Source organism: Actinoplanes sp. NPDC051475, assembly GCF_040689425.1.
Classification (GTDB): Bacteria; Actinomycetota; Actinomycetes; order Mycobacteriales; family Micromonosporaceae; genus Actinoplanes.
In genome coordinates this window covers 105,147-129,754 of the sequence record NZ_JBFAZZ010000021.1, presented here as the reverse complement: position 1 = coordinate 129,754, position 24,608 = coordinate 105,147, and the positions used below count along the sequence as shown (strand labels likewise).

At 70.0% G+C, this 24,608-nt stretch carries 17 protein-coding genes and 3 pseudogenes; 14 read left to right on the top strand and 6 right to left on the bottom strand.

Annotation, left to right across the window (positions count from 1 at the left end; all coding sequences use genetic code 11):
• Nucleotides 1-2,445 precede the first annotated feature (2,445 nt).
• Nucleotides 2,446-2,631 (bottom strand): annotated as a pseudogene (locus AB0368_RS33440) (pentapeptide repeat-containing protein); the annotation flags it as partial.
• A gap of 1,577 nt (nucleotides 2,632-4,208) precedes the next feature.
• Here AB0368_RS33440 and AB0368_RS33435 point away from each other — a divergent pair.
• The 6 genes from AB0368_RS33435 (at nucleotide 4,209) to AB0368_RS33410 (ending at nucleotide 13,422) form a co-directional block, all read left to right on the top strand.
• A complete protein-coding gene (locus AB0368_RS33435) occupies nucleotides 4,209-4,355 on the top strand; it encodes an FxLD family lanthipeptide (protein ID WP_366158008.1) in 147 nt (48 codons plus the stop codon).
• Nucleotides 4,356-4,447: 92 nt separating this feature from the next.
• A complete protein-coding gene (locus tag AB0368_RS33430) occupies nucleotides 4,448-7,576 on the top strand; it encodes a lantibiotic dehydratase (RefSeq protein ID WP_366158007.1) in 3,129 nt (1,042 codons plus the stop codon).
• Entirely contained in the window at nucleotides 7,573-8,847 is a 1,275-nt protein-coding gene (locus tag AB0368_RS33425) for a lanthionine synthetase C family protein (RefSeq protein ID WP_366158006.1), read from the top strand. Before AB0368_RS33430 ends, AB0368_RS33425 begins: the two co-directional genes overlap by 4 nt.
• A gap of 23 nt (nucleotides 8,848-8,870) precedes the next feature.
• Nucleotides 8,871-10,961 (top strand): methyltransferase, FxLD system, encoded by a 2,091-nt coding sequence (fxlM, locus tag AB0368_RS33420; RefSeq protein WP_366158005.1) that lies wholly within the window; start codon nucleotides 8,871-8,873, stop codon nucleotides 10,959-10,961.
• Nucleotides 10,962-11,009: 48 nt separating this feature from the next.
• Nucleotides 11,010-12,161 carry a hypothetical protein gene (locus AB0368_RS33415; protein ID WP_366158004.1) on the top strand — a complete coding sequence of 384 codons (1,152 nt, stop codon included), beginning with the start codon at nucleotides 11,010-11,012 and terminating at the stop codon, nucleotides 12,159-12,161.
• Nucleotides 12,162-12,222: 61 nt separating this feature from the next.
• A complete protein-coding gene (locus AB0368_RS33410) occupies nucleotides 12,223-13,422 on the top strand; it encodes a helix-turn-helix transcriptional regulator (RefSeq protein ID WP_366158003.1) in 1,200 nt (399 codons plus the stop codon).
• A 432-nt stretch (nucleotides 13,423-13,854) separates the two neighbouring features.
• On the opposite strand, the gene AB0368_RS33405 is transcribed toward AB0368_RS33410, so the two are convergent.
• Both AB0368_RS33405 and AB0368_RS33400 read right to left on the bottom strand, forming a co-directional pair.
• Nucleotides 13,855-14,745, bottom strand: coding sequence for an aminoglycoside phosphotransferase family protein (locus tag AB0368_RS33405; RefSeq protein ID WP_366158002.1), 891 nt, complete (start codon nucleotides 14,743-14,745; stop codon nucleotides 13,855-13,857).
• Nucleotides 14,746-14,759: 14 nt separating this feature from the next.
• A complete protein-coding gene (locus AB0368_RS33400; RefSeq protein WP_366158018.1) occupies nucleotides 14,760-16,157 on the bottom strand; it encodes a helix-turn-helix transcriptional regulator in 1,398 nt (465 codons plus the stop codon).
• 261 nt (nucleotides 16,158-16,418) lie between these two features.
• Here AB0368_RS33400 and AB0368_RS33395 point away from each other — a divergent pair, with 261 nt between their 5' ends.
• From AB0368_RS33395 to AB0368_RS33370, 6 genes and pseudogenes are all read left to right on the top strand, one after another.
• The gene (locus tag AB0368_RS33395; protein WP_366158001.1) at nucleotides 16,419-16,577 is read left to right on the top strand and encodes a hypothetical protein; all 159 of its coding nucleotides are present in this window, start codon (nucleotides 16,419-16,421) and stop codon (nucleotides 16,575-16,577) included.
• A gap of 98 nt (nucleotides 16,578-16,675) precedes the next feature.
• Nucleotides 16,676-18,130, top strand: coding sequence for an APC family permease (locus tag AB0368_RS33390; RefSeq protein WP_366158000.1), 1,455 nt, complete (start codon nucleotides 16,676-16,678; stop codon nucleotides 18,128-18,130).
• Nucleotides 18,123-19,127, top strand: a complete 1,005-nt coding sequence (locus AB0368_RS33385) for an acetamidase/formamidase family protein (protein WP_366157999.1) — start codon at nucleotides 18,123-18,125, stop codon at nucleotides 19,125-19,127. The genes AB0368_RS33390 and AB0368_RS33385 overlap by 8 nt, the downstream gene beginning before the upstream one ends.
• A complete protein-coding gene (locus tag AB0368_RS33380) occupies nucleotides 19,124-19,846 on the top strand; it encodes a GPP34 family phosphoprotein (RefSeq protein ID WP_366157998.1) in 723 nt (240 codons plus the stop codon). The genes AB0368_RS33385 and AB0368_RS33380 overlap by 4 nt, the downstream gene beginning before the upstream one ends.
• A gap of 212 nt (nucleotides 19,847-20,058) precedes the next feature.
• Entirely contained in the window at nucleotides 20,059-20,931 is an 873-nt protein-coding gene (locus AB0368_RS33375) for an SAM-dependent methyltransferase (protein WP_366157997.1), read from the top strand.
• Nucleotides 20,925-21,380 (top strand): annotated as a pseudogene (locus tag AB0368_RS33370) (HAD-IIIA family hydrolase); the annotation flags it as partial. The gene AB0368_RS33375 and the pseudogene AB0368_RS33370, both read left to right, overlap by 7 nt.
• 73 nt (nucleotides 21,381-21,453) lie before the next feature.
• Here AB0368_RS33370 and AB0368_RS33365 read toward each other — a convergent pair.
• Nucleotides 21,454-22,476 carry an ATP-dependent DNA ligase gene (locus tag AB0368_RS33365; RefSeq protein ID WP_366157996.1) on the bottom strand — a complete coding sequence of 341 codons (1,023 nt, stop codon included), beginning with the start codon at nucleotides 22,474-22,476 and terminating at the stop codon, nucleotides 21,454-21,456.
• 300 nt (nucleotides 22,477-22,776) lie between these two features.
• On the opposite strand from AB0368_RS33365, the gene AB0368_RS33360 reads away from it, so the two are divergent.
• A complete protein-coding gene (locus AB0368_RS33360; RefSeq protein ID WP_366157995.1) occupies nucleotides 22,777-23,733 on the top strand; it encodes a hypothetical protein in 957 nt (318 codons plus the stop codon).
• 62 nt (nucleotides 23,734-23,795) lie between these two features.
• Here the strand turns inward: AB0368_RS33360 and AB0368_RS33355 are convergent, their stop codons facing one another.
• Together AB0368_RS33355 and AB0368_RS33350 are read right to left on the bottom strand one after the other, a co-directional pair.
• Entirely contained in the window at nucleotides 23,796-24,002 is a 207-nt protein-coding gene (locus tag AB0368_RS33355) for a hypothetical protein (protein ID WP_366158021.1), read from the bottom strand.
• A gap of 131 nt (nucleotides 24,003-24,133) precedes the next feature.
• Nucleotides 24,134-24,469: pseudogene (locus AB0368_RS33350) on the bottom strand (hypothetical protein); the annotation flags it as partial.
• On the opposite strand from AB0368_RS33350, the gene AB0368_RS33345 reads away from it, so the two are divergent.
• Nucleotides 24,381-24,575 (top strand): hypothetical protein, encoded by a 195-nt coding sequence (locus AB0368_RS33345; protein WP_366157994.1) that lies wholly within the window; start codon nucleotides 24,381-24,383, stop codon nucleotides 24,573-24,575. The pseudogene AB0368_RS33350 and the gene AB0368_RS33345 sit on opposite strands and share 89 nt — an antisense overlap.
• Nucleotides 24,576-24,608: the final 33 nt, after the last annotated feature.

Below are 24,608 nucleotides of genomic sequence, written 5' to 3'. Positions count from 1 at the left end.
CCTAGACAGCTCCACTCCACAACCGGAGGCCTTCACCCGTCCAGAGCTCAGATCAACTCGTCACACAACCTCGACCAACCTCCCTGGACAGCACAGCTAGCCCGGGTTACCGCTGCGGGAAGTAGTCCACCAGTGTGCTGCGCGGACGGTACTGCGCTGGAAGGCCGAGAAGCCGCGTGTTCTCCGCACGCAGGGTCCGCGCGGCAGTGTCAAGAGACGGCCGCTGCCCGGGTCGCGAGTGTGTCGTTGACCTACGGCTGGCAGCGGATCGGCAGCTTGTCAGTGCTTCGAAAAAACGATTACGCCAGTGGCGCATGATGCCCTCCCCCGATGGCATGTGGCTGGTGCGCAGGGTTGATGCCCAGGACCGGCCAGAGGTACTGCTGGTTGCGCTGTGGGCCGAACGCATCGGCTCCTTTCGCTCACTCGTCGTGCTCGATGCGGATCTTCATGCTCCGTGATCGATGCGAACATTGCTGTCATTTAGCGCACTGTGGAGAGTGGCGCTCCGGTACGAGCCTCCCGCGGCACATCGTTGACCTGGGAAGTCTTGAAGTCGTGTGATTCCGGTGACGCCGGGCCAACGCCCTGTCCCTCGAGTGTTCCCCCGGGCAACTGCCCTCTGCCGCTCCCGGGCTACCGCCCTGAAATCCTGACCGCGGCAGTGTCTTCCCACCGCGTTTGATGGTCAGGATCGCGACGGTGGCCGTGAGCCGCCCCTTTGCCGACTGTGCAGTACGGCCACCGGCAGCGCCGGCCAGCGGTGGAGGTCGGTCAAGAGAGCGGTGAGGGTTGCCGCGTAGGTGCTCTGCGGTGGCCTTGGGCTACGTCGAGCATGACGGCCGCCCGTGCTGGGCGGGGTGGTAGGCGGTGAGGTGTTGCTCGTCGCCGGCCCTCAGGCGGGTACGGGATCAGGAGACGGGTGGTCCCAGCGGGATCCGGAAGGCTGCGACCAGAGTCAGTGGCGGAAGCGGCGCATGCACACTCTGCGCAACTATAGCGACGCCTTGATCGACTATTGGCTGTCGCTATTCGGCCCAAGGCCGTGGATGAACTCCGGGTCGGGCGCACACGGGAACTTGCGACGTCAGTCATTCCGGCGCCAGGCGCGACTGGAAAGGGAAAGCCCTTTCTGTCACTGTTGAGAGGCGGCCAGGGAATCACCCCGAGGTCGCACAAGGGCGGTGCGGAGTTGCCCCGTCACGCGGCCAGAAGAAAGGAATACTTTAAGGTGTGCGAGAGTCGCTCCTCGAAGCCCCGGAAGTCCGATCGTCCCTCCGAGGTTAGGTCGCCCTACTGGCGCCTCGCCGTTGCGGCCGCCGGGCTCGACTTGGGAGTCGTGATCATCGAAAGTGTCCGCAACGAGGCGCCCACCAGCATCTTCGTGGTGAGCGCCCTCGCCGCCACCATCAAGTTCATCGTCGCGGCCAAACGTCTCTGAACTAGATGGACCAGTAGAGGGGCCAGCCCGAAAGGGCTGGCCCTTCTTGCTTTTATCGTAGTTCTTCCGATGCCGTTTTGGCGAGGGAAACCGAAATCTTCCTTACGGCACACACGGCTGAGTGGAGTCCGTCGACTGCAGGATTTTCTGCGCGACGATTCCGCTAAGCAGTTCTCTATAGCTGAAGCTGTAGAACTTGCGTCGAACTGATTCGCAGGCCCAGCTTCGATTCGATGAGGCTCGGCCAGCAGATTTTGATACCGGCCGCAGATTGCACAGTTGGCCCACCGAGTGTCCGGGCGGGAGACCGGGTCCGGGCCCCCGTGGTCCGGGCCCCCCGTGGGCCGGGCCCCGTGGACCGGGCCCCCGTGGACCGGACCCCAAGAGGCGGAGACCACCGACCGCGAGACGACCGACCGAGACGGAGACCACCGACCGCGAGACGACCGACTGAGACGGAGACGACCGACCGGGAGACGACCGACCGCGAGACGGAGACGCCGACCGCGAGGCGGAGACGACGGCCCTTCCCGTTGGGCCGTCCTGTGGGCCGCGTCCTGTGGGCCGTCCTGTTGGGCCGCGTCCTGTGGGCCGTCCCGTTGGGCCGCGTCCTGTGGGCCGTCCCGTTGGGCCGCGTCCTGTGGGCCGTCCCGTTGGGCCGCGTCCTGTGGGCCGTCCCGTTGGGCCGACCTCCGGCCACCTCCGCTGGCCACCTCCGCCCCTCCGCTGGCCACCTCCGCTGGCCAGCCTCCACCACCTCCGCTGGCCACCTCCGCTGGCCACCTCCACCACCTCCGCTGGCCACCTCCACCACCTCCACCACCTCCACCACCTCCGCTGGCCAACCTCCACCCGTCCGCTGGCCACCTCCGTTGGCCAACCTCCACCACCTCCGCTGGCCGACCTCCGCTCTCCGTGCCGGCGGCACTTGCTCCGTTGACCGGTGGCACGTGCCCCGGCGTACCGGTGAGCTGGGTACCGGCGGCACATGCGGTGAGCTGGGTACCGGTGAGCTGGGTACCGGTGAGCTGCGCAGCGGTGAGCTCGGTACCGGTGAGCTGCGCAGCGGTGAGCTCGGTACCGGTGAGCTGCGTACCGGTGCACTGCTCTACCCTCCGCTGGCCACCTCCGGCCCCCTCCGATGGCCACCTCCACCCCTCCGCTGGCCACCTCCGATGGCCAACCTCCACCACCTCCGCTGGCCAACCTCCACCCCTCAGCTGGCCACCCCCGTTGGCCAACCTCCACCACCTCCGCTGGCCAACCTCCGCCCCTCCGCTGGCCACCCCCGCTCTGTGGGCCGTCCCGTTGGGCCGCCTCTGTGGGCCGTCCCGTTGGGCCGTCCCGTTGGGCCGCTCCGTGGGCCGACCCGTTGGGCCGTCGGCCCGTCCGATCCGTAGTCAACATGTCCCCCGAGCGGAGACCGACCGAGACGGAGACGACCGACCGCGAGACGGACACGACCGACCGCGAGACGACCGACCGCGAGACGACCGACCGCGAGACGACCGACCGCGAGACGGCTGACCGAGGCAACCGACCAAGACCGACCCGACCGCGAGAGGGCCCCGATGGAGACGACCGGGCAGGGTCCGCGGTCCGCGGTCTGGTCCGCAAGGGTCCGACCCGCGGGGGTCCGGCCCGCGGGGGTCCGAGTGTGCAGGAGTCCGAGTCCGCCGGGTCCAGTCCGCGGGGTCCGGACCGCGGGGGTCCGAGTTCGCGAGGTCCGGGCCCTAGGAGCCCGGAGGGCCGGCGGAGCCCGGTCGTGGTCCGGAGGCGCTTCGGTCGTGCTTCCGGCCCCGGCCTGCCGCCTGTCTGTTCGATGATGAGAATCGAAGACAGCAAGACCGTGGGTCGACAAACTGCGAATCCGAGGTAGCCAGTGGAGCGACGTGGCTGGCCTGGTCGCAGGAACAGCGAAACTCAGTAGTCCCCATGGAGTTGGCCGAAGCGAGTTCGGCGTTCGGGCGGAAAGCGAGTGAACCGCTCGCTGGGCTCGAATTGAGCCTCGGAGGGTGAGTCAGGCTCGGTTGTGGACTGCCAGCGCCGCCAACGCGGCCGGGCCACGTTCCGTCAGCGGTGAGCGTCGAGCGGGTGGCGGGGCTCCGCCTGTCCAGCCGGTTCGGAGGACGGCGGTCGGGAGGCCCGGTGTGCCTGACCCGCCGAAGCTGAGCGACGGAGGATCGGCCCTGCCGCTGCTCGGATACGCGGACAGGGCCGTGCACGTGGTCACTGTGGAGACGAACCCCGGGTAGACGCTGGCGGTGAGCACCAAGACGTCCCGACGGGGGTCCCACCAGCGGTGTCGTCCCCCTGCCCCCGGTCTCCGGTGGCGCTGATCAAGGCGGTCGGACGGGAGGCGGAGTGATCTGAGGGAGCTCCCGGCGGAGCTCTGAACCCGTGTGGCTGCCTGGACAGCCGCCCCCGATCGGGTGTGATGTGCATCACTCGCTGCTGTCGAGGTGGGCTGCGGACGCCGACGTCACCGGAGCCAGGCTGGCCCCCAGGGGCATGTGGACTGCCCAGATCTCCACATCCGACCGTGACTCTAAGTGATGTCCAAGGACCCGGCGGGCACGCGGATGGACTGCCCTCCCGGCCCCGTCGACAAGCTCGGTTTGAGGGTCCGCCACTGAGTTCGCCGCCAGCGGTGAGGACTACATGCGCCCGGGCCCCCCGCGTCTTCCTGGAGTGCAACATCAGTGAAACTCCGCAGCCTCACTGTCCGCTTAGCTGGGTTCACCATCCGCTACGACAGGAGAGTGCTATGACTCCGCAGGTTCCCCAGGTCACGCCGGACGAGGACGACTTCGCGCCGCTGGATGTGCGGATCGTCGAGGTCGGACCGGTGGCTGAGGTGCTGCTGGCTAACACCGACGACGGGTGCGACACCGTCCGCGGTAGCGACTGCTGACCGCCGTTGCCTTTCTCCGGCGGTGGTCGTCCGCCGCCGGAGAAGGCCCGGTTCGCTGTCCGTGGCGTAGTGACGAGGGTGAGGAGGTCGTGGTGAGGCGCTTGCTGGGCGGTTACGAACCGGTCGATGCACCTTTACTGCGCGCCAGTGTGCATACCTCCGACACGCGGCGGGAGCGACCGTGGCCCGTCTCGGACGCCGGTTCGGACCTGGCGCCTTGGCGCGCGTGGCTGGTCGGGGTGTGGTCCCAGCCGGACATCGCAGCCGCGATCACGACAGCCAGCCCGGTAGTGGCCGGCCGCATCGAGGCTGTGCGCCAGGGGCACACGCCGGAGCCCGCCCAGGTGCGACGGCTGGTGACGTCGGTGGCCCGGTATCTGGTGCGGGTCCGTCGTCGGGCTACCCCGTTCGGGCTGTTCGCGGGGGTGAGCGCGCTGCGGTTCGGCGTGAGTGCGTCGGTGTCGTGGACCGACGAGCACCGCACGGTGACCCGTGCGGACGCGGCCTGGCTCGCCGCGATCATCGCCCAGCTCGAGGATTCTGCGCCGCTGCGTCATCGGCTGTCGGTGGTGGTGAACACGCTCGCGTATCCGCGGGGTGATCGGCTGGTGGTGCCGTGGCAGCCGCATGCCAGCGGTCATCACCGGGTTCGCGGTACCCGGGTGGAGGTCTCGGTCCCCCACCGGAGGGGCGTGCACGCCGTACTGCAGGCGGCCCGGACGCCGGTCGCGGTCCACGCGCTGATCTGCGACGTCGCCACCGGACGCCCAGGTATCGCCGTCGGCGACGTCGACGCGCTGGTGGCGCAGCTGCTGGAGTGCGGGGCACTGATCAGCAGCTTGCGGGCCCCCTCGACCAGCATCGACGGGCTCGCGTATCTCCTGCGGCGGCTGTCGCAGGTGCACGCTGAGGAGATTGCCGGCGTCGCGCCGCTCGTCCACGAGCTCGGCGCCGTGCAGAGCCTGTTGCAGGCCGCCGACCAGCAGCCGTGGCGGGACGGTACGGGTCGCTCACAGGCGGCGCAACGGATGCGGACCTTGGCGGCGGTGGAGCAGCCGCTGGTGGTGGATCTGCGGCTCGCCGCCGCGGTGCAACTGCCGCAGATGGTGGCCGACGAGGTGGCGGCCGCCGGCGACGCGCTGCTGCGGCTTGCCCCGGCCGCTGACCCCGGGTGGCGCGATTATCACCGGCGGTTCCTAGCCCGCTTCGGCCACGGCGCGGTCGTAGCGGTCGAGCGCCTGGTCGACCCGGTCGCCGGGATCGGCTACCCCCGCCACTACGCCCCGGACGGACAGCAACGCCGCGAGGCGCTGTCGGTCCGCGATGAACATCTGCTCGCGGTGGCGCAGCGCGCGGCCCGCGACGGGCAGATCGAGGTGGTCGTCGACGACGACCTGCTCCGCGAGCTCAGCCGGGCCCAAGGAGCGGGCCCGGCGACGCCGGCGCATGTGGACGTGTGCGCCGAGATCCGCGCCGCCCGCCTCGGGGACGTCGGGGAGGGCGCGTTCACGCTCGCGGTCACCGGGATCGGTCGATCGGCGCTTGCCACGAGCGGCCGGTTCCTCGCCGCACTTCCCGGCGACGACCAGGCTCGGATGCGCGACTGCTACACCCGGCTCCCGACCGAGGTCGACGGTGCCATGGCAGCGCAGGTGTCATTCCCGGCGCATCGGCTTCACGCGCAGAACGTGCTGCGGGCACCGCGCGCCCTGGACGCGGTGATCACGCTGGCCGAGCACCCCGACGGGGCGCCGAGCGGACTGCCGCTGGAGGACCTGGCGGTGACCGCCGACGCAAAACGGATGTACGTGGTGTCGCTGTCGCGGCGCCGGGTGGTGGAACCGGTGCTGACCTGCGCGGCGGCGCGGCACACGATGCCGCCGCTGGCCCGGCTGCTCGTCGAGATCCCGCAGGCCCACACGGGCCGGGTGACGATGTTCGACTGGGGCGCGGCCGCCGGTCTGCCGTTCCTGCCCCGGCTGCGGTATCGGCGCAGCGTGCTGTGCCCGGCCCGCTGGCGGATCACTGCCGCCGAACTCCCGGCCCGCAGCGCCACCCTGCACGAATGGAGGACGGCGCTGACGGTGCTACGGCACCGACTCCACTGGCCTGCGTACGTCGCCGTGGGCACCGGCGATCAACAACTGCGGCTGGACCTGGACGAGGCGATGGACGCCGGGGTGCTGCGCGCCCACATCGACGCCACCACCGGCCCGATCACCGTCACGGAGACGGCGCGGCCGGACGAGCACGGCTGGATCGGCGACCGCGCCCACGAGATCCTCGTGCCGCTGGCGCGCACCGGGTCTCCGGCCCCCGCACCGGCCGCGGTGCGCCGGGTACGGCCGCTCCCCCTGCTGACCGGCGACGACACCGACGACGCTGGGCGGGTGCTGTTCGCCAAGTTGCACTGCCACCCGGACACCGCCGACATGATCCTGACCCGGCACCTGCCGAAGCTGCTGGCCGAGTGGGACCAGCCGCCGGTGTGGTGGTTCCTTCGCTACCGCCATCCGGCGCCGCACCTGCGGCTACGCATCCGGGTCGACGCCGCGACCACCTACGCCGAGGCCGCCGGCCGGGTCTGGGCTTGGGCCGGCGAGCTGCGCCGCCACGGCCTGCTCGGCGACATCAGCCTCGACACATATCACCCGGAAACCGCCCGGTACGGCGCCGCGGCGGCGCTGACCGCAGCCGAGGAGGTGTTCGCCGCCGACTCCGCGGCAACCCTCGCCCAGCTCACCACCGTCCAAGTCGAGCGGGACGTGCATCCGTACGCGCTGACCGCCGTGAGCCTGCTCGACCTCGCGGCCGCCGTGACGGGTGGCCGGCCCGCGGCGATGCGCTGGCTGCTCCAGCACCGCGCCGAGCCCGACACCCCGGGACAGGGGCGACATCGCGATCGCGACCTGCGCCGGCAGACCATCGCCCTCGCCGGTCTCGGCTCGGATCCCGTGCCATCTCAGCTGCTGGCCGACGGGTCACTGCTCGCGGCAGCCTGGAAACTGCGGCGCGACGCCGCGGCCCGCTACGCCGACCAGCTCGCCGCCGCGCCTACCCACGTGACCGCCTCCTCGGTGCTCACCTCGCTGCTGCACCTGCACCACGTGCGCGTGCACGGCGTCGACGCCGACACCGAGGCGCTCACGTACCGGCTGGCCCGCGCCGTCGCGCTGGCGGCCACGTGCCGCCGCACCGCGAACGCGGGGCAGTTCCGATGACGGCGCCGACCCGCCCCGGTGTCGACGGGCCGCGCCGCGCCGCGGTGACCGCCGCGGCGGAGCTGGCCGACATCCTGGCCGCTCCCCCACTGGCGATCGATCTGGGCGTCGACGGCCCGGACAGCCGCCGGTGGCGCGATCAGTCGCTGTCGAAAGGGGCGGCGGGCGTCGCGATCCTGCACGCCGAACGCGCCCGCAACGGCGACGGCCCGAAGGATCGGGTGCATGCGTGGCTGGCCCGAGCCACCCGCGAGGACCTCTCCGCCGGACCGAAGGCGGGTTTGTGGTTCGGCGCGCCCGCGGTGGCGTTCGCCGTGCACACCGCCGCCGCCCGGCAGCACCCGCAGGCCCTGGCGCGGCTCGACGAGGCCGTGGCCCGGCTCGTGTCGCGCCGCCTGGCCGACGCCGACGCCCGGCTCGCCGCCACGGTGCGGCCCGCGGTGGCGGAGTACGACCTGGTCCGCGGGCTGACTGGCCTCGGCGCCTACCTGCTGCACCGCCACCCGCACGGCGCTTTGATCCGTCGAGTCCTGGCCTACCTGGTGCGCCTGAGCGAGCCCCTGCCCGTCGACGACCAGGCCGGACTGCACGCGCCGGGCTGGTGGAGCCCGGACGGGCCGTACGGACGCCGTGATCCTCGCTGGCCGGGCGGGCACGGCAACCTCGGCATGGCCCACGGCATCGCCGGGCCGCTCGCCCTGCTCAGCCTCGCGATGCGCCACGGCATCACCGTCGACGGCCACGCCGACGCCCTCACCCGCATCTGCGACTGGCTCGACCGGTGGCGCCGCGACACCCCGACCGGGTCATCGTGGCCGCCGCACGTCGACGTCGCCGACCTGCACACCGGTCGCCGGTCGCCGGCCGGGCCAGGGCGTCCCTCCTGGTGCTACGGCACCCCCGGCCTGGCCCGTGCCCAGCAGCTCGCCGGCATCGCGCTCGACGACCGCGACCGGCAGCAGGCCGCCGAACAGGCCCTTGCCGGATGCCTAGCCGACCCCGACCAGCTCGCGCAGATCGTCGACCCGGCGATCTGCCACGGCTGGGCCGGGCTCGCCCTGACCGCCTGGCGGATGCACACCGACGCGCTTTCCCCCGCCATCGGCGCACATCTACCGGCGCTGCTCGACCGGCTGGTGACCCACGCCCGTGACCCGCTGTCCGACGACCTGCCCGGCCTGGTAGACGGCCGCGCCGGCGTGGCGCTCGCCCTGCACCACCTCACCGCCGGCACCCCCGGTGCCTGGACCGCCTGCCTGCTGCTCGACTAACCCCGGGAAGGAACCCCGCCTCCATGCTCGACAGCGACCCCGACGCCGGCTGGCGCCAGCTCAACATCACCAGCACCGACTGGCAGCACGCCGAGGCGATCGCCGTGACCCACCTGTGGCCCTGGCTGGCCACTGTCCAGGCCACCGGCGGCGTCTCCCGCTGGTGGTTCGTCCGCAAAGGTGCCACCTGGCGCCTGCGGCTACGACCCGGACCGGCCCCGCAGACCGCCCCGGTCGACGAACTCATCGCCACCCTCGCCGCTGCCGACGGCGTGCACAGCTGCGCGCTGGTGGTGTACGAACCGGAGATCCACGCGTTCGGCGGCGTCGCCGCCATGGACATCGCCCACGACCTGTTCCACGCCGACAGCCGCCACCTGCTCGAGCACCTTGCGCACGCCCGCACCGACCACCGCCGCGAACTCGCCCTGATCCTTGGCAGCCGGCTGCTACGGGCGGCCGGGCAGGACTTCTACGAGCAAGGCGACATCTGGACCCGGCTCGCCGCGCACCGCGTCCCCGAGCGGCCGGTCGAACCGCCGCCGGCGCTCGTGGGTGACGTGCGCCGGCTGATCACCGCCACCGTCCACACCCCGGACAGCCCGCTCACCGAGGCCACCCGCTGGCCGGCCGCGTTCGAGCACGCCGGGCTCGCCCTGGCCCGCCTTGCCCAGTGCGGCGAACTCACCCGAGGCTTGCGCGCGGTCCTCACCCACCACCTGATCTTCGCCCTCAACCGCCACGGCGTCGCCGCCGCCGACCAGCACCTGCTGGCCACCGCCATCAGCCGTATCACCTTTCAGCAGCAATTCACCCCCGCCCCGAAACTCAGCAGCCCACCGCCGAGCAAGCAGGCCGCTACAGTCGCGCCGGTGAGCAGCCAACCGAGCGCCGACACCACCACGGACACCGCGCAGCCGCGCGACGCCGAGCGGCTACGCCACGCGCTGGCCGACTACATCCGCGGCTGGAACGTCTTCAAGACACCGCAGGTCGAGGCGGCATTCCGTACCGTGCCCCGGCACCTGTTCCTACCGGGCGTCGACCTGGAAACCGCCTACCAGCCGCGCCCCGTCGTCACTAAACGCGCCGACGACGGCAGCGCCCTGTCCTCGGCATCCAGCCCGAAACTCGTGGCCACCATGTTGGAGCAGCTCGACGTGCGACCCGGACATCGCGTCCTGGAGATAGGTGCGGCGACCGGCATCAACGCCGCCCTGCTCGCCGAGCTGGTCGGCCCGACCGGCTCCGTGGTCACCATCGAGCTCGATGAGGACCTCGCCGACGGCGCCCGCGCCAGCCTGCTCCGAGCCGGCTATGACCACGCTGTCCAGGTGATCTGCGGCGACGGCGCCCTCGGCCACCCGAACCGGGCACCGTACGACCGGATCATCGTGACCGCCGGATCCTGGGACCTGGTCCACGCCTGGTGGCAGCAACTCGCCCCCGGCGGCCGGCTGGTCGTGCCGCTGCGTCTGCACGGCAGCGGCCTCACCCGCGTCATCGCCTTCGACCTGGCCGACCCCGACCGCCTCATCAGCACCTCGGCGTACGTGTGTGGCTTCGTCCCGCTGCGTGGCGCCAGCGAAACGATCGAGGCCCACGTGCGTCTCGGCGAGCACGTTGTGTTCCACGTCGAGGCCGCAGACCACGCCGACCAGGCCGCGCTCACCCATACGCTCACCCTGCCCGCCCATGAACAGTGGACCGGCATCCAGACCGCCGACGTCGACCCGGTCGAGCACCTCGACCTGTGGCTGGCCACCCACACCAAGGACCGGTTCGGGCGGCTCTCGGTCGCACCCGAAGCCCGCGAGGCCGGGCTGCTCAACCCCGCCCTGCGCTGGGGCGGCGCTGCGCTCTACGACGACTACAACCTCGCCTATCTTGCCCTGCGGCCCCACCGCGGCGACCCCGCCGAGCTCGGCGTCATCGCGCACGGCCCCGACGCTGCCGACCTCGCCGGTCGGCTCACCGACCTGCTCCAGCAATGGCAGCGCGACCAGGCCACCGTCGCCCGCATCACCGCCCACCGCCGCGCCGCAGACACCCACGAGCCCGCCGCAGCGGACGGGATCCTGCGACCCGACACCCGCCTCACCATCACCTGGTAGCCGCGCATCACGACAAGGGAGCCGACCGCACGACGGAAGGATCACCCGATGATCAGTCTCAGCCCTGCCCGCGGCGACCTCACCGCGCAGGCACCGCATCTCGACCCGGTGGCCACCCGCTTCCCGCTGGTGCCGCGGCCCAAGCCGCGCGGCGCGACCCTCGCCGAGCGGGTCGCCCGGGTCCACGACCTGGCCCGCCGCGCGGCCGCGGCCAGCGGCGGCGAGGCCCTGACCACCGCCGCGCAGGCCCACAACCTCAGCGCCCTGATCCTCAGCGACAGCGGCCTGCCCGATCAGGCCCGCACGCTGTGCCATCAGCAGCACGACCTGTTCCAGTCGGGCCGCCCGTACGACCTGGCCACCGCCAAACTCGCCCTGCAACCCCTGATCAACCTGGCCCGGCTGCACATCCGCGCGGGCGACAGCGCCACCGCCTACACCCTGCTCGCCGACCTGTTCGAGGCGGTCAAGACCCGCACCGACACCAGTATCGACGGGCGCACCGTACGCCTCGCAGACCTGGTGGCCGATCGTGACGCGCACCGGGAGCTCGTGCAGTGGTTGTGGACCGTGCTGCTAGCCGACGGCACCCGCGCCCTCACCCGCGCGGGACACTGGGCCCAGGCGCTGCATCACGTCGAACAACACCACGGCGTCGGCCAGCGACTGCTCGACGGGCGACAGGTCGCGGTCCTTGCCCACGCCAGCCGCGGTGACGCGCCGATCGCGTTGCGGCTGCTGGCCGAATCGGCGACGCCGAGCGGGTGGGAACGTGCGGTCGCCGCCTGCCTGCACGTCATCTGCTCTCGCGCCGCCGCGCAGCCCATCGGCGATGGCGCCACCACGATGCTCGACCGCTATCTGGAGCTGCCCTGCGGCGACGACGAAGCCGCTTTCGCCATCCGCCTCGGCCTGTGCGTTCACGCACTTGCCGCCGCAGGCGACGCCCAGTCGCGCATCGCCGCGACGATCGAACGGCTCGCTCTGCGCAGCGGCGACGGGTATGCCGCACACGAGGTCCTGGGCGACGCCTGCGCCATGTCGCTCACCGACGCCGGCCGCCGGCACCTCACCGCGACCGTCCGCGCTTGCGGGCTCGACCAGGCGGCCGCCGCACCCCGAGTCCGCGACGATCTGTATTCCGCGGTCGCTACCTGCGAGAACGTGATGGCCGCCGCCCTGACTGGACGTCGCCCCTGACCCCACCGGGCGTTTGCCCGTACCCTGGAACGTGACGACCCCCCGACACAGGGAGGACCCGATGGCGGACCCCGCCCCCGACGGCGAAGGCACCGGCGACCACATCGCCCGCCTGCGCAAAGCCGCAGGACTCACCCAAAGCCAGCTCGCCCAACGCGCCAACGTTTCCAAGAGCCTGCTGTCCAAGGTCGAGATCGGCGACAAGCCCGCCAGCCACGCCCTCGTCGCCGCCGTCGCCCACGCCCTGCGGGTGCCCATCGAACGCGTACACGGCCAGCCCTACCACGAAGGGCCCGCCCAAGCCTCGATCGATGAGCTGCGCACTGTCATCCGCGCCTACGACCTGCCACCCGACGACGACATCGCGATCAGGCCCTTGAGCGAGCTGCACAGCGACGTACACGACATCGGCGAACTGCGCCGGGCTGGCCGCTACGCCCGGCTCGGCGAACGCCTGCCCGCGGTGATCGCGGCCGTGTCCGCGGCTGCGCACGCCGCCCGCACCGCCGACCGGCGCGCCGCCTTCTCTTTGCTGGTCTCGGCCTACTACGCCGCGCACGGCCTGGCGTATCGCCTCGGGCACGCCGACCTGTCCGAGTCCATCGAACACAAACTCGGCTGGGCCGCCGAGCAGACCGGCGACCCGCTCGCCGTGGCCCTGGCCCGCTGGACCCGCGTCAACTCGTTCCAGGCCGCCGGCGATTACGACCACGGCCTCGACCTGCTTGACCGCGCCCGCGCCGACCTCACCGCCAGCAGCGTCCCCGCCGGTCCCGCGGCCACGGTGCTGCTCGGCAGCATGCACCTGCGCGCGGTCACCCTGGCCTCTCGCCGCGGCGACCACGACACGGTCCGCGACCACCTCGACCAGGCGTACCGGCTCGCCGGCGAAATCGGCCCGACCGACCAGATCCATTATCACCTGAATTTCGGTCCCGAGAACACCCGCATTCACGACACCGCCGCGCACGTCGAACTCGGCCGTCCCGAAGACGCCATCCGTCTCGCAGACCAGTGGGCGCCGTCGCCTGACATGCCACCTACCAGGGCTGGGCACCACTACATTGACCTGGCCCGTGCGCACCTCATGGCCGGCAACCGGGCCGCCACCCTGCACGATCTGCAGCAGGCCCGGGAGATCGCTGCCGAGCAGACCCGCTACCACCCGATGGTCCGCGAGACCACGCGGGTTCTGATCAGCCTGCACCACCGTTCCAACCGCGACCTTACGCAGTTCGCGATGTGGCTCGGCTTGCCCTGACGCGTCATCGCGTGGCGGTGACAGCTGGCATCACCCATACGAGTAGTTGCCGGCTGCCCGCAGCAGCGGCTTACAGCCCCGGCATGACCGGCCGCTGCACCACCTCGCGTGTGCCGTCCTCGCCATGTGCGGTTGCCGCGGCATGCACACATCCCAGGACTACGCACGGATGAACCCTAGGGAGGACGCGCTGCGACGTACCAGCGCCGCAGCGGCGTTGTACGAAGTCTCCGAGGAACGGTTTGGCCGAGCACCAGGCCGCTGCCCGGAGCGACATCGACCGCAGCGGAGATGCCGGGTGACGCCCGCGGCATCACGCCGCCGGCCTTTCACCCGTCCTGCGGTGTCCGGCAACCCTCCCGACGAATTCCGCAACGGCGATCAGAAACAGCACCACGGACGAAGAGTCGGCTCGATTCTCCAGCGGCGCGGCTACGCGTACGGAGTCCAGCGCGATGGGTCGCCGTTCCTAAGGGACTCGAACCTGTGCCGCCACTGTTCACGTAGGCCGGGGTTGCTCCGGAGTACCGGAATAACGCTTGTGACCAGCTGAAGCTCCCGAAGACGGCGGAGAACCGGGAAGCCGTTCCAGGTCATGACGTCAAAGTCGTACGCTTTGGCAAGCAAAGCATGATCATCCTTGGGGTAGCTGAAGCGAACTGCTCCAACGGCGATTGGCGTCAGGTCCCACTCCCGCGGACCGTACGCGGACCCGTCAAAGTCACACACGACTGGGCCGGACAGCCCTGGAATCAGGTTGCCGAGGAAGGCATCGCCCCAGATCGGGCCTTGAGGAAGGACGAATTGCACGTCAGCGAGTTCCTCTTCGATCTCCTCAGCGCGCCGAGTCAAGAATGAATGCTCGTGGGCCGGCAGTAGATCTGGATCGGCGAGCCGGGCCCTGATCGAGTCGAGTGGCTTCCATGTCGGAAGAGTGAACGTCGGCTCCGGTAGTCCGTGCCAAAGCTTCAAGAGTCGCGCCATGTCGGTTCCTGTGGGTACAGGCCCCACTGACGGCACAAGTTCCCACACTGTCGCCAGCTGCCCGGCTACTGTCACGGGCTGTTTGACACCGGGGAGAAGCCTTACTGCGGGCACGTCGTGCTCGGCGAGCCACGTCGCTACTTGGATGACCTTCGGTACGCGGTTCTCGACCGCCGTCGACCCCGCTATCCGCACCACTGCCCCCGCGTGGGGCAGACGGAACACAGCGTTGTTGGTGAATTTGATCAATTGAGCATCGTTGGGGTCGATGCCTGTTGCGGCGCAGACCTCCGTAAGCACGGTGCTGAGTCGGGCTGGACTGAGGGTGCCATCGGCCATGCGACTGACGGTAGTCATGCGGCGCGCAGTCCTGCGATCCGAGTGGTGAGCTCCCGGCAGTCGGAGTTGCCTGCGTAGCGTCGCGCCAAGCGTTGCAGCGGCAGCAGCCGGTCCACGACTCGCGTCGATCGAATTCGCTCGGCGAGTGCCACGGCTTGGTCGCCCAGCGCCGCGCCGTGGGCGAAGTTTCCATCGAGAAGATGCACGCTCGACAGGGCCGTGAGCTCGAAGGCTTGGCTTCTTGCGGCGTCAGTTCCCCGGCTAGCGAGACTTCTGGTCAGGGCTTCGATGGCGTCTCGCCGGCGGTCCGGCAGGTGATCGGCCAAGGCGGCATGGGCGACGCCGGTAGTGGCGTTGAGATCCGCAACGCCGAAGAAGCGCACCCACTTCGCTGCGGTCGCAAGGTCGCCGCGGGCGAACTCGTCCTGGGCGCGGCCAAGGGACCGCAGCGTCTGCCGCTCGTCGCCCAGGGCGGCGTACGCAGCAGCTTCATTGGTGCAGAGCATGGCGACCGTTACTTCACAGCCGGACTCTTGGGCGGCGATCTGCCCGAGCTGGAACAGCTTGAGCGCTAGCCGTGCCTGCGTTGCCCGCTCTGCCGACGGGACCGTATCGACCAGGTGCAGGTGAAGCCGTCCCATGCGATACAGGATGTTGGCGACCAGCGAAGCGTCTTTCGCATGGCTCGCCTGTTCCAGCGCGCGCTGGTAGTGGCGATTTGCTGAAGAGTAGAGACCGATGTCGAAACTGACCCAGCCGGCGAGATTGTGAAGGTCAGCAATCGCAAGATGGCGGCGGCGGTCAACGTCGTCAGTGCACTCCGCCCCGAGAAGTCCCCGTTGGGCCCAGGCTACCTGCGCAAGCACCGCATCTCGGCATGATCCGCCGCCGTTGCGGGCATCCAACGCCCGCAGGACCTGCGTGATGCCCTCCAGCTGCTCCACGTCTACGGTGTCAATTCGCCGCCGCCCTGGGGTCTGTTCCTGCGGCACAAGAGACGACCAGTGCTCTACGTCGAACCGAGCAGCGCCCATCGTGACCTGCGCGGCGTGGGCGATCAGTTCCCGTGTTGTGTCGACGTCATCGCCCTCGGGGCACCCGCCGGCTGCTGCGGCAAGGATTGCGGACGTCTCGGGGTCATAGCTGAGTCCAAGGTAGCCGTGCGGAATGCCAAGTCCGTCTGCGATGCGAGTGAGAAGCTCGTACGCCATGACTTGTCGTCCGCTGAGAATCTCGCTGATCTCAGACTGGGCCTGCCCCGTCAGGGTTGCGATCTGACGTTGTGTGACGCCACGTCGGCTCAGAAGGCGAAAGACGGCGCCAAGATCACGGCGAGCCAACGCTAGCCGCATGGGGCGCTCCCGCCATACCGACGGGTCGACAGGGCCCTCGAAGCCTGGCTGGACGTTCATGAACACCCCCCGATCTCCGCTGTGAGTAAGCAGGAGGATAGCGCTGGATGCCCGTAGAGGGACCCTCGAGATTGCACTTCATCGGCAGAACTGATCGGTCCAGCCGATCAGGAGCCGACGGGTCAAGCTGATCGGCCGATCGGGTTCCTCGTCGGCCCGCACATCAGCATTGTCATTCACTGAAGGCAGGCCCCGAGGACATCGGATCAAGCCGCCTGACTGTCGTTGAGTCGCCCCAGGACAGAGAGGGGAGGAGTTCCGATGATCATCGCCGTCGTCTTTGCCGCCTTCTTGGCCGGCGCCGTCGGTGGGTTCGTTTTGGCGAAGAGAGCGAGCACCTGGTGTATCGACTGCGGTCGGGTCGCGCACACGCCCGAGTTGAAAGTCTCTGTGCACGATCAGGCTCACGCAGCTAACTGACCGATTGGCACCGTGGCTCGCCCCGCTGGCACGCGAAGCCGATCCGTATTTCACTCCCTCCCGATCTCTTCCCCCTCGCAGAGAAAGGCCTCACGCTGATGGCTGCGCAGACCCTGGACGGCGCACCGAGCTTGGAACGCTTCGGCTATCGCCAAGAACTCAGACGCACCCTGCGGTTCGGCCATCTAGTCGTGTACGGGCTGATCTACATGGTCGTGATCGCCCCGATGGGCATCTTCGGCAGCGTGTTCCAAGCCTCCGCCGGCATGGTCGCCCTGGCGTATCTCATCGGCATGGTCGCGATGATGGTCACGGCGTCGTCGTACGGGGTGATGGCGCAGGCGTACCCGATGGCCGGTTCTGTCTACACCTACGCCGGCCGGGCCATCGCCCCCTGGGTGGGGTTCCTGGCCGGGTGGACGATCCTGCTCGACTACGTCTTGGTCCCGGGGTTGTTGTCGCTGATCGCGGCGATGGCGATGAACTCGATCGTGACGGCGGTGCCGGTCTGGGCATGGATCGTCATCTTCGTCAGCGTCAACGCCGGCGTGAACCTGCTCGGCATCAAATCCACCCGACTGTCGAACAACATCTTCCTCGCCGGGCAGTTGATCATCCTCGCCATCTACATCGTCGCGGCGCTCATCGCGCTGGCGAGGGGCCGGGGCCGGGGCTTCTCGTGGGAGCCGATCTACACCAGCGGCCAATTCCAGCTCGGCGTTCTGGCGACTGCCGCATCAGTGGCGACCCTGTCGTTCCTCGGCTTCGACGCCCTGTCCACCCTGGCCGAGGACGCGAAGGGCGGCGCGAAGCAGGTAAGCCGGGCGATGATCGCCGCGCTTGGGGTGACCGGTCTGGTGTTCATCGCGCAGACCTTCCTCGCCGCCCTGCTGGTCGAGGACCCGGCCACCCTGATCGCGGACGGGGATCCGGCCGGGACGGCGTTCTTCGACACCGCACGCGTCGCGGCCGGGCCGTGGCTGGCTACCCTCACCGCCCTGGCTACAGCGCTGGCGTGGGGGTTGGCGAACAACATGGTCGCTCAGGTGGCCACCTCCCGGCTGCTGTACGCGATGGCCCGCGACCGGCAACTCCCGGCGTTCCTGGCGAAGGTGTCCGTGGCCCGGTCGGTACCGACCAACGGCATCCTGCTCACCGCCGCCGTGTCCCTCGCCCTCGGCCTGTACATGGCCTCGCGCGCTGACGGGATCACTCTGCTGGCCAGCCTGGTCAACTTCGGTGCCCTGCTGTCATTCATCATGGTGCACCTGGCCGTGCTCGCTCGCCGCCGACGGCTGGGGCCGGCTGCCGGACCGGCGCTACGCCAGTGGATCCTGCCTCTCCTGGGTGTGGCGATCCTGGCAGGGATCATCGTGCACGCCAACATCCTGGCCCAAAGCGTAGGCGGGGCCTGGCTTGGCCTCGGCGTGCTCGTGCTCCTGATCTTGATCGCGACCGGGCGGCGCCCGCACCTGTCCGGCCTCGACGCCGACGCTGCCGCGTCCACCGCAGGCGATAGCGACAACACCGGGCTGGTGACCCGCCATGTCTGAGCCCGTCCTCATCGACGCCACCGCCGACACTGTCGGCTACACCTTCGGCGGCCGCAAACCCATCGCCACCCTCACCCCGGGCGTGCCGGTCCGGGTGCGGACCTGGGACTGCTTCGCCGGCAAGGTCCGCACCGTCGACGACCTGCCCAGCCAGGTCTGCCAGTTCCCCTACCTGAACCCGGTCACCGGGCCCTTCTACGTCGACGGCGCACGGCCCGGCGACACCCTCGCCGTGCACCTCATCAGCCTAACCCCGGCCAGCCCCATCGGGTTCTCCTGCACGTTCCCGCACTTCGGCGCGCTGACCGGCACACACACCACGGCCATGCTGCACCCGGCGCTGCCGGAGCGGGTGTGGCAGTACACCATCGACCACGGCGCCAGCATCGTCCGGTACACGGCACGGGGCAGCGCCTACACCGTGGACCTGCCGCTTGCGCCGATGCTCGGCACCGTCGGTGTCGCCCCCGCGGCCGCAGAGGTCCGGGCGTCGATCGTCTGCGGTGCGCACGGCGGAAACCTCGACACCCCGCTCCTGCAAGCCGGCACCACCCTCTACCTGCCCGTGTCCGAACCCGGCGCCCTGCTGGCCTTAGGGGACGGCCACGCCCGCCAAGGCGACGGAGAACTCTGCGGCGTCGCGGTCGAAGTACCAATGGACGTCACCCTCGCCGTCGAGATCATCTCCGACGTCACCACCGCATGGCCGCGCCTGGAGACCGATACCCGGATCATGTCCATCGGCGTCGCGCGGCCCCTCGAAGACGCCTACCGGGCCGCGCACGCCGACCTCGTACACCTGGTCACCGACCTGACCGGCCTCGACGAGCTCGACGCCTACCAACTGCTGTCACAGGCCGGACGCGCGCACGTCGGCAACGTCGTCGACACCGACTACACCATCGCCGCCGCCATCGACAAACACCTGCTCGACGGCGCGCAACCGTATCGGGGTGCCCATCGGCGGTTGCGGGCGCTGACCCTGGAGCGGCCGTGATAGCGCCGAGCGTCGAGTCCGTTCGCGAGCAACTGTGGGTGCTGGCCCACGACGACGACCGCGATCTCAGCCCGCTGATCGACCGCCGGGCCATCGGGATCGGGCTGGCCGGCGCCACCCTGATTGATCTGATGCTGTCCGACAGCATCACCATTGACGACGGCTACGTCTATCCCCGACAGCAGGAGCCGACCCGCACCGCCCGGCACGCCGCCGGATCCCGCAGCGGAACCCGCGAGTCCCCGTTCACCACGACCGACCCGCTGACCGCCTCGGTGCTGTACATGATCCGCGAACTGCACGCCGTGCGCATCACCGACGTCCTACGCGACCCGAGCTTGCGCCTATACGAACGCACCTTCGCCGCGCTCATCGCGGCCGGGATCGTCATCGAGCACCGCCGCACATTACGCAGCACCCGCTACCGGCTCGACGACCCAGCCACCAGCGGCTGGGTGCGCGCGCAGTTCACCCGCCGGCTGTATCGCCCGGTCACCGCGACTGCCGCCCTGGACGGGCTCTGCGCGCTGATCTGGGCGCTGAACCTGCACAGCCGCCTCGTACTGCCCTACAGCACCGCCGAAGCCGACACCCTGCTGCACACCATCGTCGACGAGCTACCCGCCCGAGCCGGACCCGACGCGCCGGCCACCGCCATCGCCAACCTCGCCATCGCCGTGCGGCACGCCGTCGGTGACCTCGCCACCTCCGCCTTCTGATGCGGGTCGGGGTGCTGCAGCGACTCGAACACCGCAGCGCCCCGCCATCGCGGCACCGAACCCTTCGGTGCCGCACGGTCCAGGGCCGGTCTGTCAACCCCCGTGCGTACCGGCCCTGCCAGTGGTGTGCCGCTCACCCGTGCGCGCGGGCGCAGCACGAGTGAGCGGCACACCAACCTCGCCTCCGACATCCCCGGAAAGGTCGCCACCACGTGTCTCGTGAAACGTCGGCAAACAGAATCAACATCGGCGACGCGCATCCCGCGCGCCGCTACAACTATTGGCTCGGCGGCAAAGACAACTTCGCCGCCGACCGCGCTTCCGCCGACGCGATCGAGAAAATCTTCCCGCACATCCGCACCGCGGCGATCGAGAACCGCAGGTTCCTGCAACGCGCGGTGCGTTGGCTGACCGCCAAGGCCGGTATCCGCCAGTTCCTCGACATCGGCACCGGCATACCCTCCGCCGACAACACCCACGAAGTAGCCCAACGCCACGCCCCCGACGCGCGCGTGCTGTACGTGGACAACGACCCCATCGTCCTCACCCACGCCCGCGCCCTGCTCACCAGCCACCCCCTGGGCCGCACCGAATTCATCGATGCCGACCTCAGACATCCGGAAACCATCCTCGACGACCCCGCGCTCAAGACCACCCTGGACCTCACCCAGCCGGTCGCACTGCTTCTCGTCGCCGTCCTGCACTTCCTCACCGATCACGACGACCCCTACACCGTCGTCACCAACCTGCTCGACCGGCTCGCCCCCGGCAGCTACCTCGTGCTCTCACATGCCACCGTCGAACTCCTGCCAGCCGAAACCGCTACCGCGCTCACCGACCGGGACGTTCCCGGACGCGGTGACTTCACCAGCCGAACCTACGAGCAAGTGGAACGTTTCTTCGACGGCCTCGAATTCGTCCCGCCAGGGCTGACCGTCGCCAGCCAGTGGCGGCCCGAACCGGCCAGCACACCGGCCTCGGCCCAGCAGGTAGCCGCCTACGCCGGCATCGCCCGCAAACCCGAGACCACCATTGGGCTGCCCCCGGAGGCGGTACTGGTTCGCTCGTGTGAGCGGCGGTGGTGACACGGAGCACTCTAGGATCTGCGCGTGCCCACCGTCGCCTGCCTCGACCTCAACGGCACGCTCGCACACCCGATCCGAAATGCCGCCGAAGCTCCGCTACGACCACTACCCGATGCCTGGATGCCCTGGCGTTGCTCCACCACGCCAGCATCGTCTGCGTCATCACCACCGTGCAGGGCCGCATCGGTCGCGGCATGTTCCGCGAGGAGGACTATCGGGCCTGGTTCACCGACTTCGAGCGGCAGGTCGAGGAAACCGGCGGCAAGATCAACGGACTGTATCTGTGCCCCCACGCCGCGGGCGCCGACTGTCGGTGCCGCAAACCCGATACGGCCCGGTACGAGCAAGCCGCCCGCGATTTGAACCTCGAACTTTCGCGTTCATGGGTGGTCGGCGACACGAGCAAGGACCTTCGAGCCGCCGCGCGCATCGGTGCCCGCACCATTCTGGTACGCACTGGGTACCCACCCCGGCTGGGCCTCTGGCGGTCCGTCACAGCCGAACGTGCCTTGCGGCCCGGCTTCATACCGCGACGGGCGCCTCGTACCGGATTCGGACGACGTCGTCAGCGCGGAGGTCTGGGCGGCTGCGCAGGAACCGGCAGCGGTGCCGCAGGCGGGCGAACGGGCCGTCGCGGGCGATGTCAGCCTCGACTTCGGCGACCAGCATCGGCTCGACCGGCAGGTACGGCAGTGCATGTCGCTCGGCCAGGTCGACTGTCCAGCCTGCCGGCAGCGGGCAGGGCCACGGGTGCCCGCAGCCGTCGCCGCGAAACGGCATCGGCCGCAGTCCGGCCAGCTCGCGCCGCTGATCGGCACGCACGCGGTGTGTCTGGCCGAGGAAGCGCAACACGCCACGTTCGTCGAATCGGCCGAGCAGCAGCGAGATCGGTTGCTCGATGCTGCCGGTCACCCCACCGACCACGTATTCCTCGGTGTGCCGCGTCTTGATCTTGATCCAACCGGCCCTGCCCACGTCATATCCGCTGTGCGAGGGCTTGACCAGCAACCCCTCGATGCCCGAAGTCGACCAGCCCGCCAGCCATGACCGCGCGGTTTTCTCGTCGCCCGTCTGCGGGCACAAGGTCAGCTGCGGGCACGACGAGGCCAGCAGACGCTGCAGCCGACGCCGCCGCCCCGCCAACGGTTGATCGAGCAGTTCCCGGCCGCGCCCGTCGCGGAGCACGTCGAAAGCTACGAAATGGGCTGGATGCTGCGCCGCCACGGCCCCGATACGGCGCCCGGCAGTGAAGCGCTGCTGCAACCGCGAGAACGAGGTCCGCCCTCGGGCGTGATCCCAGATGACCAGTTCACCGTCGAGAATCACCCGCGGTGGCAGCTCATCAGCCAGCACAGCGCACAACTCAGGGAAGAAACGGCTCAAATCGCGGCCGTGACGCGACTGCAATCGCACGCCGTCCTGACCGACCCAGACGAGTCCGCGGAAGCCGTCCCATTTCGGTTCGAACCGCGCCCGCCCAGCAGCCGAGGCGGGCAGCTCGGTGACGCCGGCCGCTCGCATTGGCTCCACAGGCCAGCGCAACATCACGATCCTCCCGCACGACGACCTCCGACGCTAACGAGCCGAGTGGTGCGTTGACCTGCGAAAACGTCGAATTCGCCGAGGACGAGAAGACGCCCAAGCAACTCAGGCGGGTCGACTTGGCCCGGCAGGGTCCAAACGTCTCGACCTCGCGGCATGGGTTCCGAGCAACCGGTGCGAACATCCCGCTAAGCTGATGCACTAGAACATGTGTTCGAACGTTGCTGATCCTGCGAAGTCAGCCTCGTGCCGAGCCAGCCGCGCCTTCCCCTCGCGGCGCGAACAGCCTGGAGGGGAACAGCCGTGACCGGTCATCGTGTCTCTACCGACCGCTCCGGGTGGCGTGAGTCCGGACGCATCGACGGTGTCGACGACGTCCGGCGTGTCCTGGACGAGATCAACGCCGCCGGCCTGCACCGCGAGAACACGGCATTGGCCCGTGACCTCGTACGGACTGCCGACGATGCGGCACTCACCGCACCGGACGCCACGCGCATCCTGCCGGTCGTTGCTGAACTCGCCCCGCTGCTTCCTTGGCCGTTCGGGATTCGCCGAGGCGCCACCGTGGCCGCGGTCGGCTCGACGTCGCTGGTGATGACCTTGCTGGCGGCAGGAATGACGCAGGGCGCGTGGGCGGCCGTCGTGGGCCTGCCTGCTTTCGGCGCCTTGGCCGCCGGGCAGGACTTCACCATCCCGCTGCAGCGGTTGGCGTTGGTGCCCGAGCCGGGCCCCGACTGGCCGACCGTCGTCAGCGCCCTCATCGACGGGGTGGACCTGGTCGTCGTCGCCGCACCGGCTCAGACGTCGGACGCTGTCACGCGGGCCCTGATGAGCAGGGCCCGTCAGAAAGGGTGCGTGCTGCTACCCACCACCGCGTGGAACGGCTGCGACCTCGCCATCGAACGGCTGGACGGACGCTGGAGCGGGCTCGGCCAGGGACGAGGCCGGCTGCGTCAGCACACCGTCACCTTGCGAGCCCGGGGACGAGGCCGGGCCGGGCGGCCCCGCACCATCGAGACGCTCCTACCTCCAGCGTCGATCGCCGGACCCCCACCCGGTCTACGGATACCCCCGCCACCCGATCCGGTCGGTACACCGGAGGCGCCGGCTGTCGACCCGCCGGAGCCACCCGCCGCGACCTTGCATGCCGTGCCGCGACCGGTTGACCCCTGGGAAGAGCTCGTGCAGCACCCCCGGCGCCCTTCATACCAGCAGCCGGTCGCGGGCCTGCGCGAGACACCACCGGTATCCCGCACCTGACCTGACGAGAGACACCCCCGTTCCCCTGCCGCATGCGAGCCGAGCAGCGCGTAGCGTCGCCGCTAAGCGACACCTCGACCGGGGCGGGCACCGGGGGCGGCGAGCACATCCTCCAGCTCTGTCATGTCGACGCCGGCCTCGGCCAGCAGGCGCTCGAGGCTGGCGATGACCAGGTCGTCGACGGCGTTGTCGCCGTGCACGAGCCGGTAAAACTGCCCCGATGCCCGGCGCACGATCTCGACGCGCCACCGGCCGTCGCGCGTCGCCATCGCCCCACAACAACGCCGGGCGAAGGCTGCACGAACGGCCGCGCAAGGCCCCGCACCGATGACGCCGCCCGGTCGAGGCGCAGTCTCCGCCACGCCGGGTGCCGCAGCCGGCCCTCGGAAGTCCAGTTCCGAAAGGCCACCTCGCCGATCAGGGCCGGGTCGACCCAGCGGGCGTGGCGAGCGAACTCGCGGGGCACGTCCGGCACCGGCGGGGTCGCCCGGACCAGCGGCGTCAATTCGTCCTGCAGATGCCGCAGCGCTGCATGGGCCCGCTGACTGCGGGCGCGCAGCGGAGGGACGTGGCACGGTCCCGCCCGGGCCAGCCATTCCACGGTCAGGGGCACACGCTCCCCGCGCCGGTCAGCACTACGACCGATCTTGGACTGGGCTCGCGGGGCGGCTCGGAGTGCCTCCGACCTGCTCGCTGTGTTGGGCCCGCCGTTGGTGGGGATGTCGGCCAATCGCATACCGACGTTCCTGAAGCGACTGGCCGGCCGTCGGTTCAGCACATGGCAGGACACAGAGACCGCGGTCCAGGCTGCGCGGCGCGAAGCAGTCGTCGACAACCGGTGAGCGCCGTCATGGCGGCAGCGCATCGGGGCGGCC

What these genes read in the sequence shown, in the direction of transcription:
- AB0368_RS33435 (WP_366158008.1), top strand. Translation starts at nt 4,209, where the DNA reads ATGACTCCGCAGGTTCCCCAGGTCACGCCGGACGAGGACGACTTCGCG.
- AB0368_RS33425 (WP_366158006.1), top strand. Translation starts at nt 7,573, where the DNA reads ATGACGGCGCCGACCCGCCCCGGTGTCGACGGGCCGCGCCGCGCCGCG.
- fxlM (WP_366158005.1), top strand. Translation starts at nt 8,871, where the DNA reads ATGCTCGACAGCGACCCCGACGCCGGCTGGCGCCAGCTCAACATCACC.
- AB0368_RS33415 (WP_366158004.1), top strand. Translation starts at nt 11,010, where the DNA reads ATGATCAGTCTCAGCCCTGCCCGCGGCGACCTCACCGCGCAGGCACCG.
- AB0368_RS33410 (WP_366158003.1), top strand. Translation starts at nt 12,223, where the DNA reads ATGGCGGACCCCGCCCCCGACGGCGAAGGCACCGGCGACCACATCGCC.
- AB0368_RS33405 (WP_366158002.1), bottom strand. Translation starts at nt 14,745, where the DNA reads ATGGCCGATGGCACCCTCAGTCCAGCCCGACTCAGCACCGTGCTTACG.
- AB0368_RS33400 (WP_366158018.1), bottom strand. Translation starts at nt 16,157, where the DNA reads ATGAACGTCCAGCCAGGCTTCGAGGGCCCTGTCGACCCGTCGGTATGG.
- AB0368_RS33395 (WP_366158001.1), top strand. Translation starts at nt 16,419, where the DNA reads ATGATCATCGCCGTCGTCTTTGCCGCCTTCTTGGCCGGCGCCGTCGGT.
- AB0368_RS33390 (WP_366158000.1), top strand. Translation starts at nt 16,676, where the DNA reads ATGGCTGCGCAGACCCTGGACGGCGCACCGAGCTTGGAACGCTTCGGC.
- AB0368_RS33385 (WP_366157999.1), top strand. Translation starts at nt 18,123, where the DNA reads ATGTCTGAGCCCGTCCTCATCGACGCCACCGCCGACACTGTCGGCTAC.
- AB0368_RS33365 (WP_366157996.1), bottom strand. Translation starts at nt 22,476, where the DNA reads ATGTTGCGCTGGCCTGTGGAGCCAATGCGAGCGGCCGGCGTCACCGAG.
- AB0368_RS33355 (WP_366158021.1), bottom strand. Translation starts at nt 24,002, where the DNA reads ATGGCGACGCGCGACGGCCGGTGGCGCGTCGAGATCGTGCGCCGGGCA.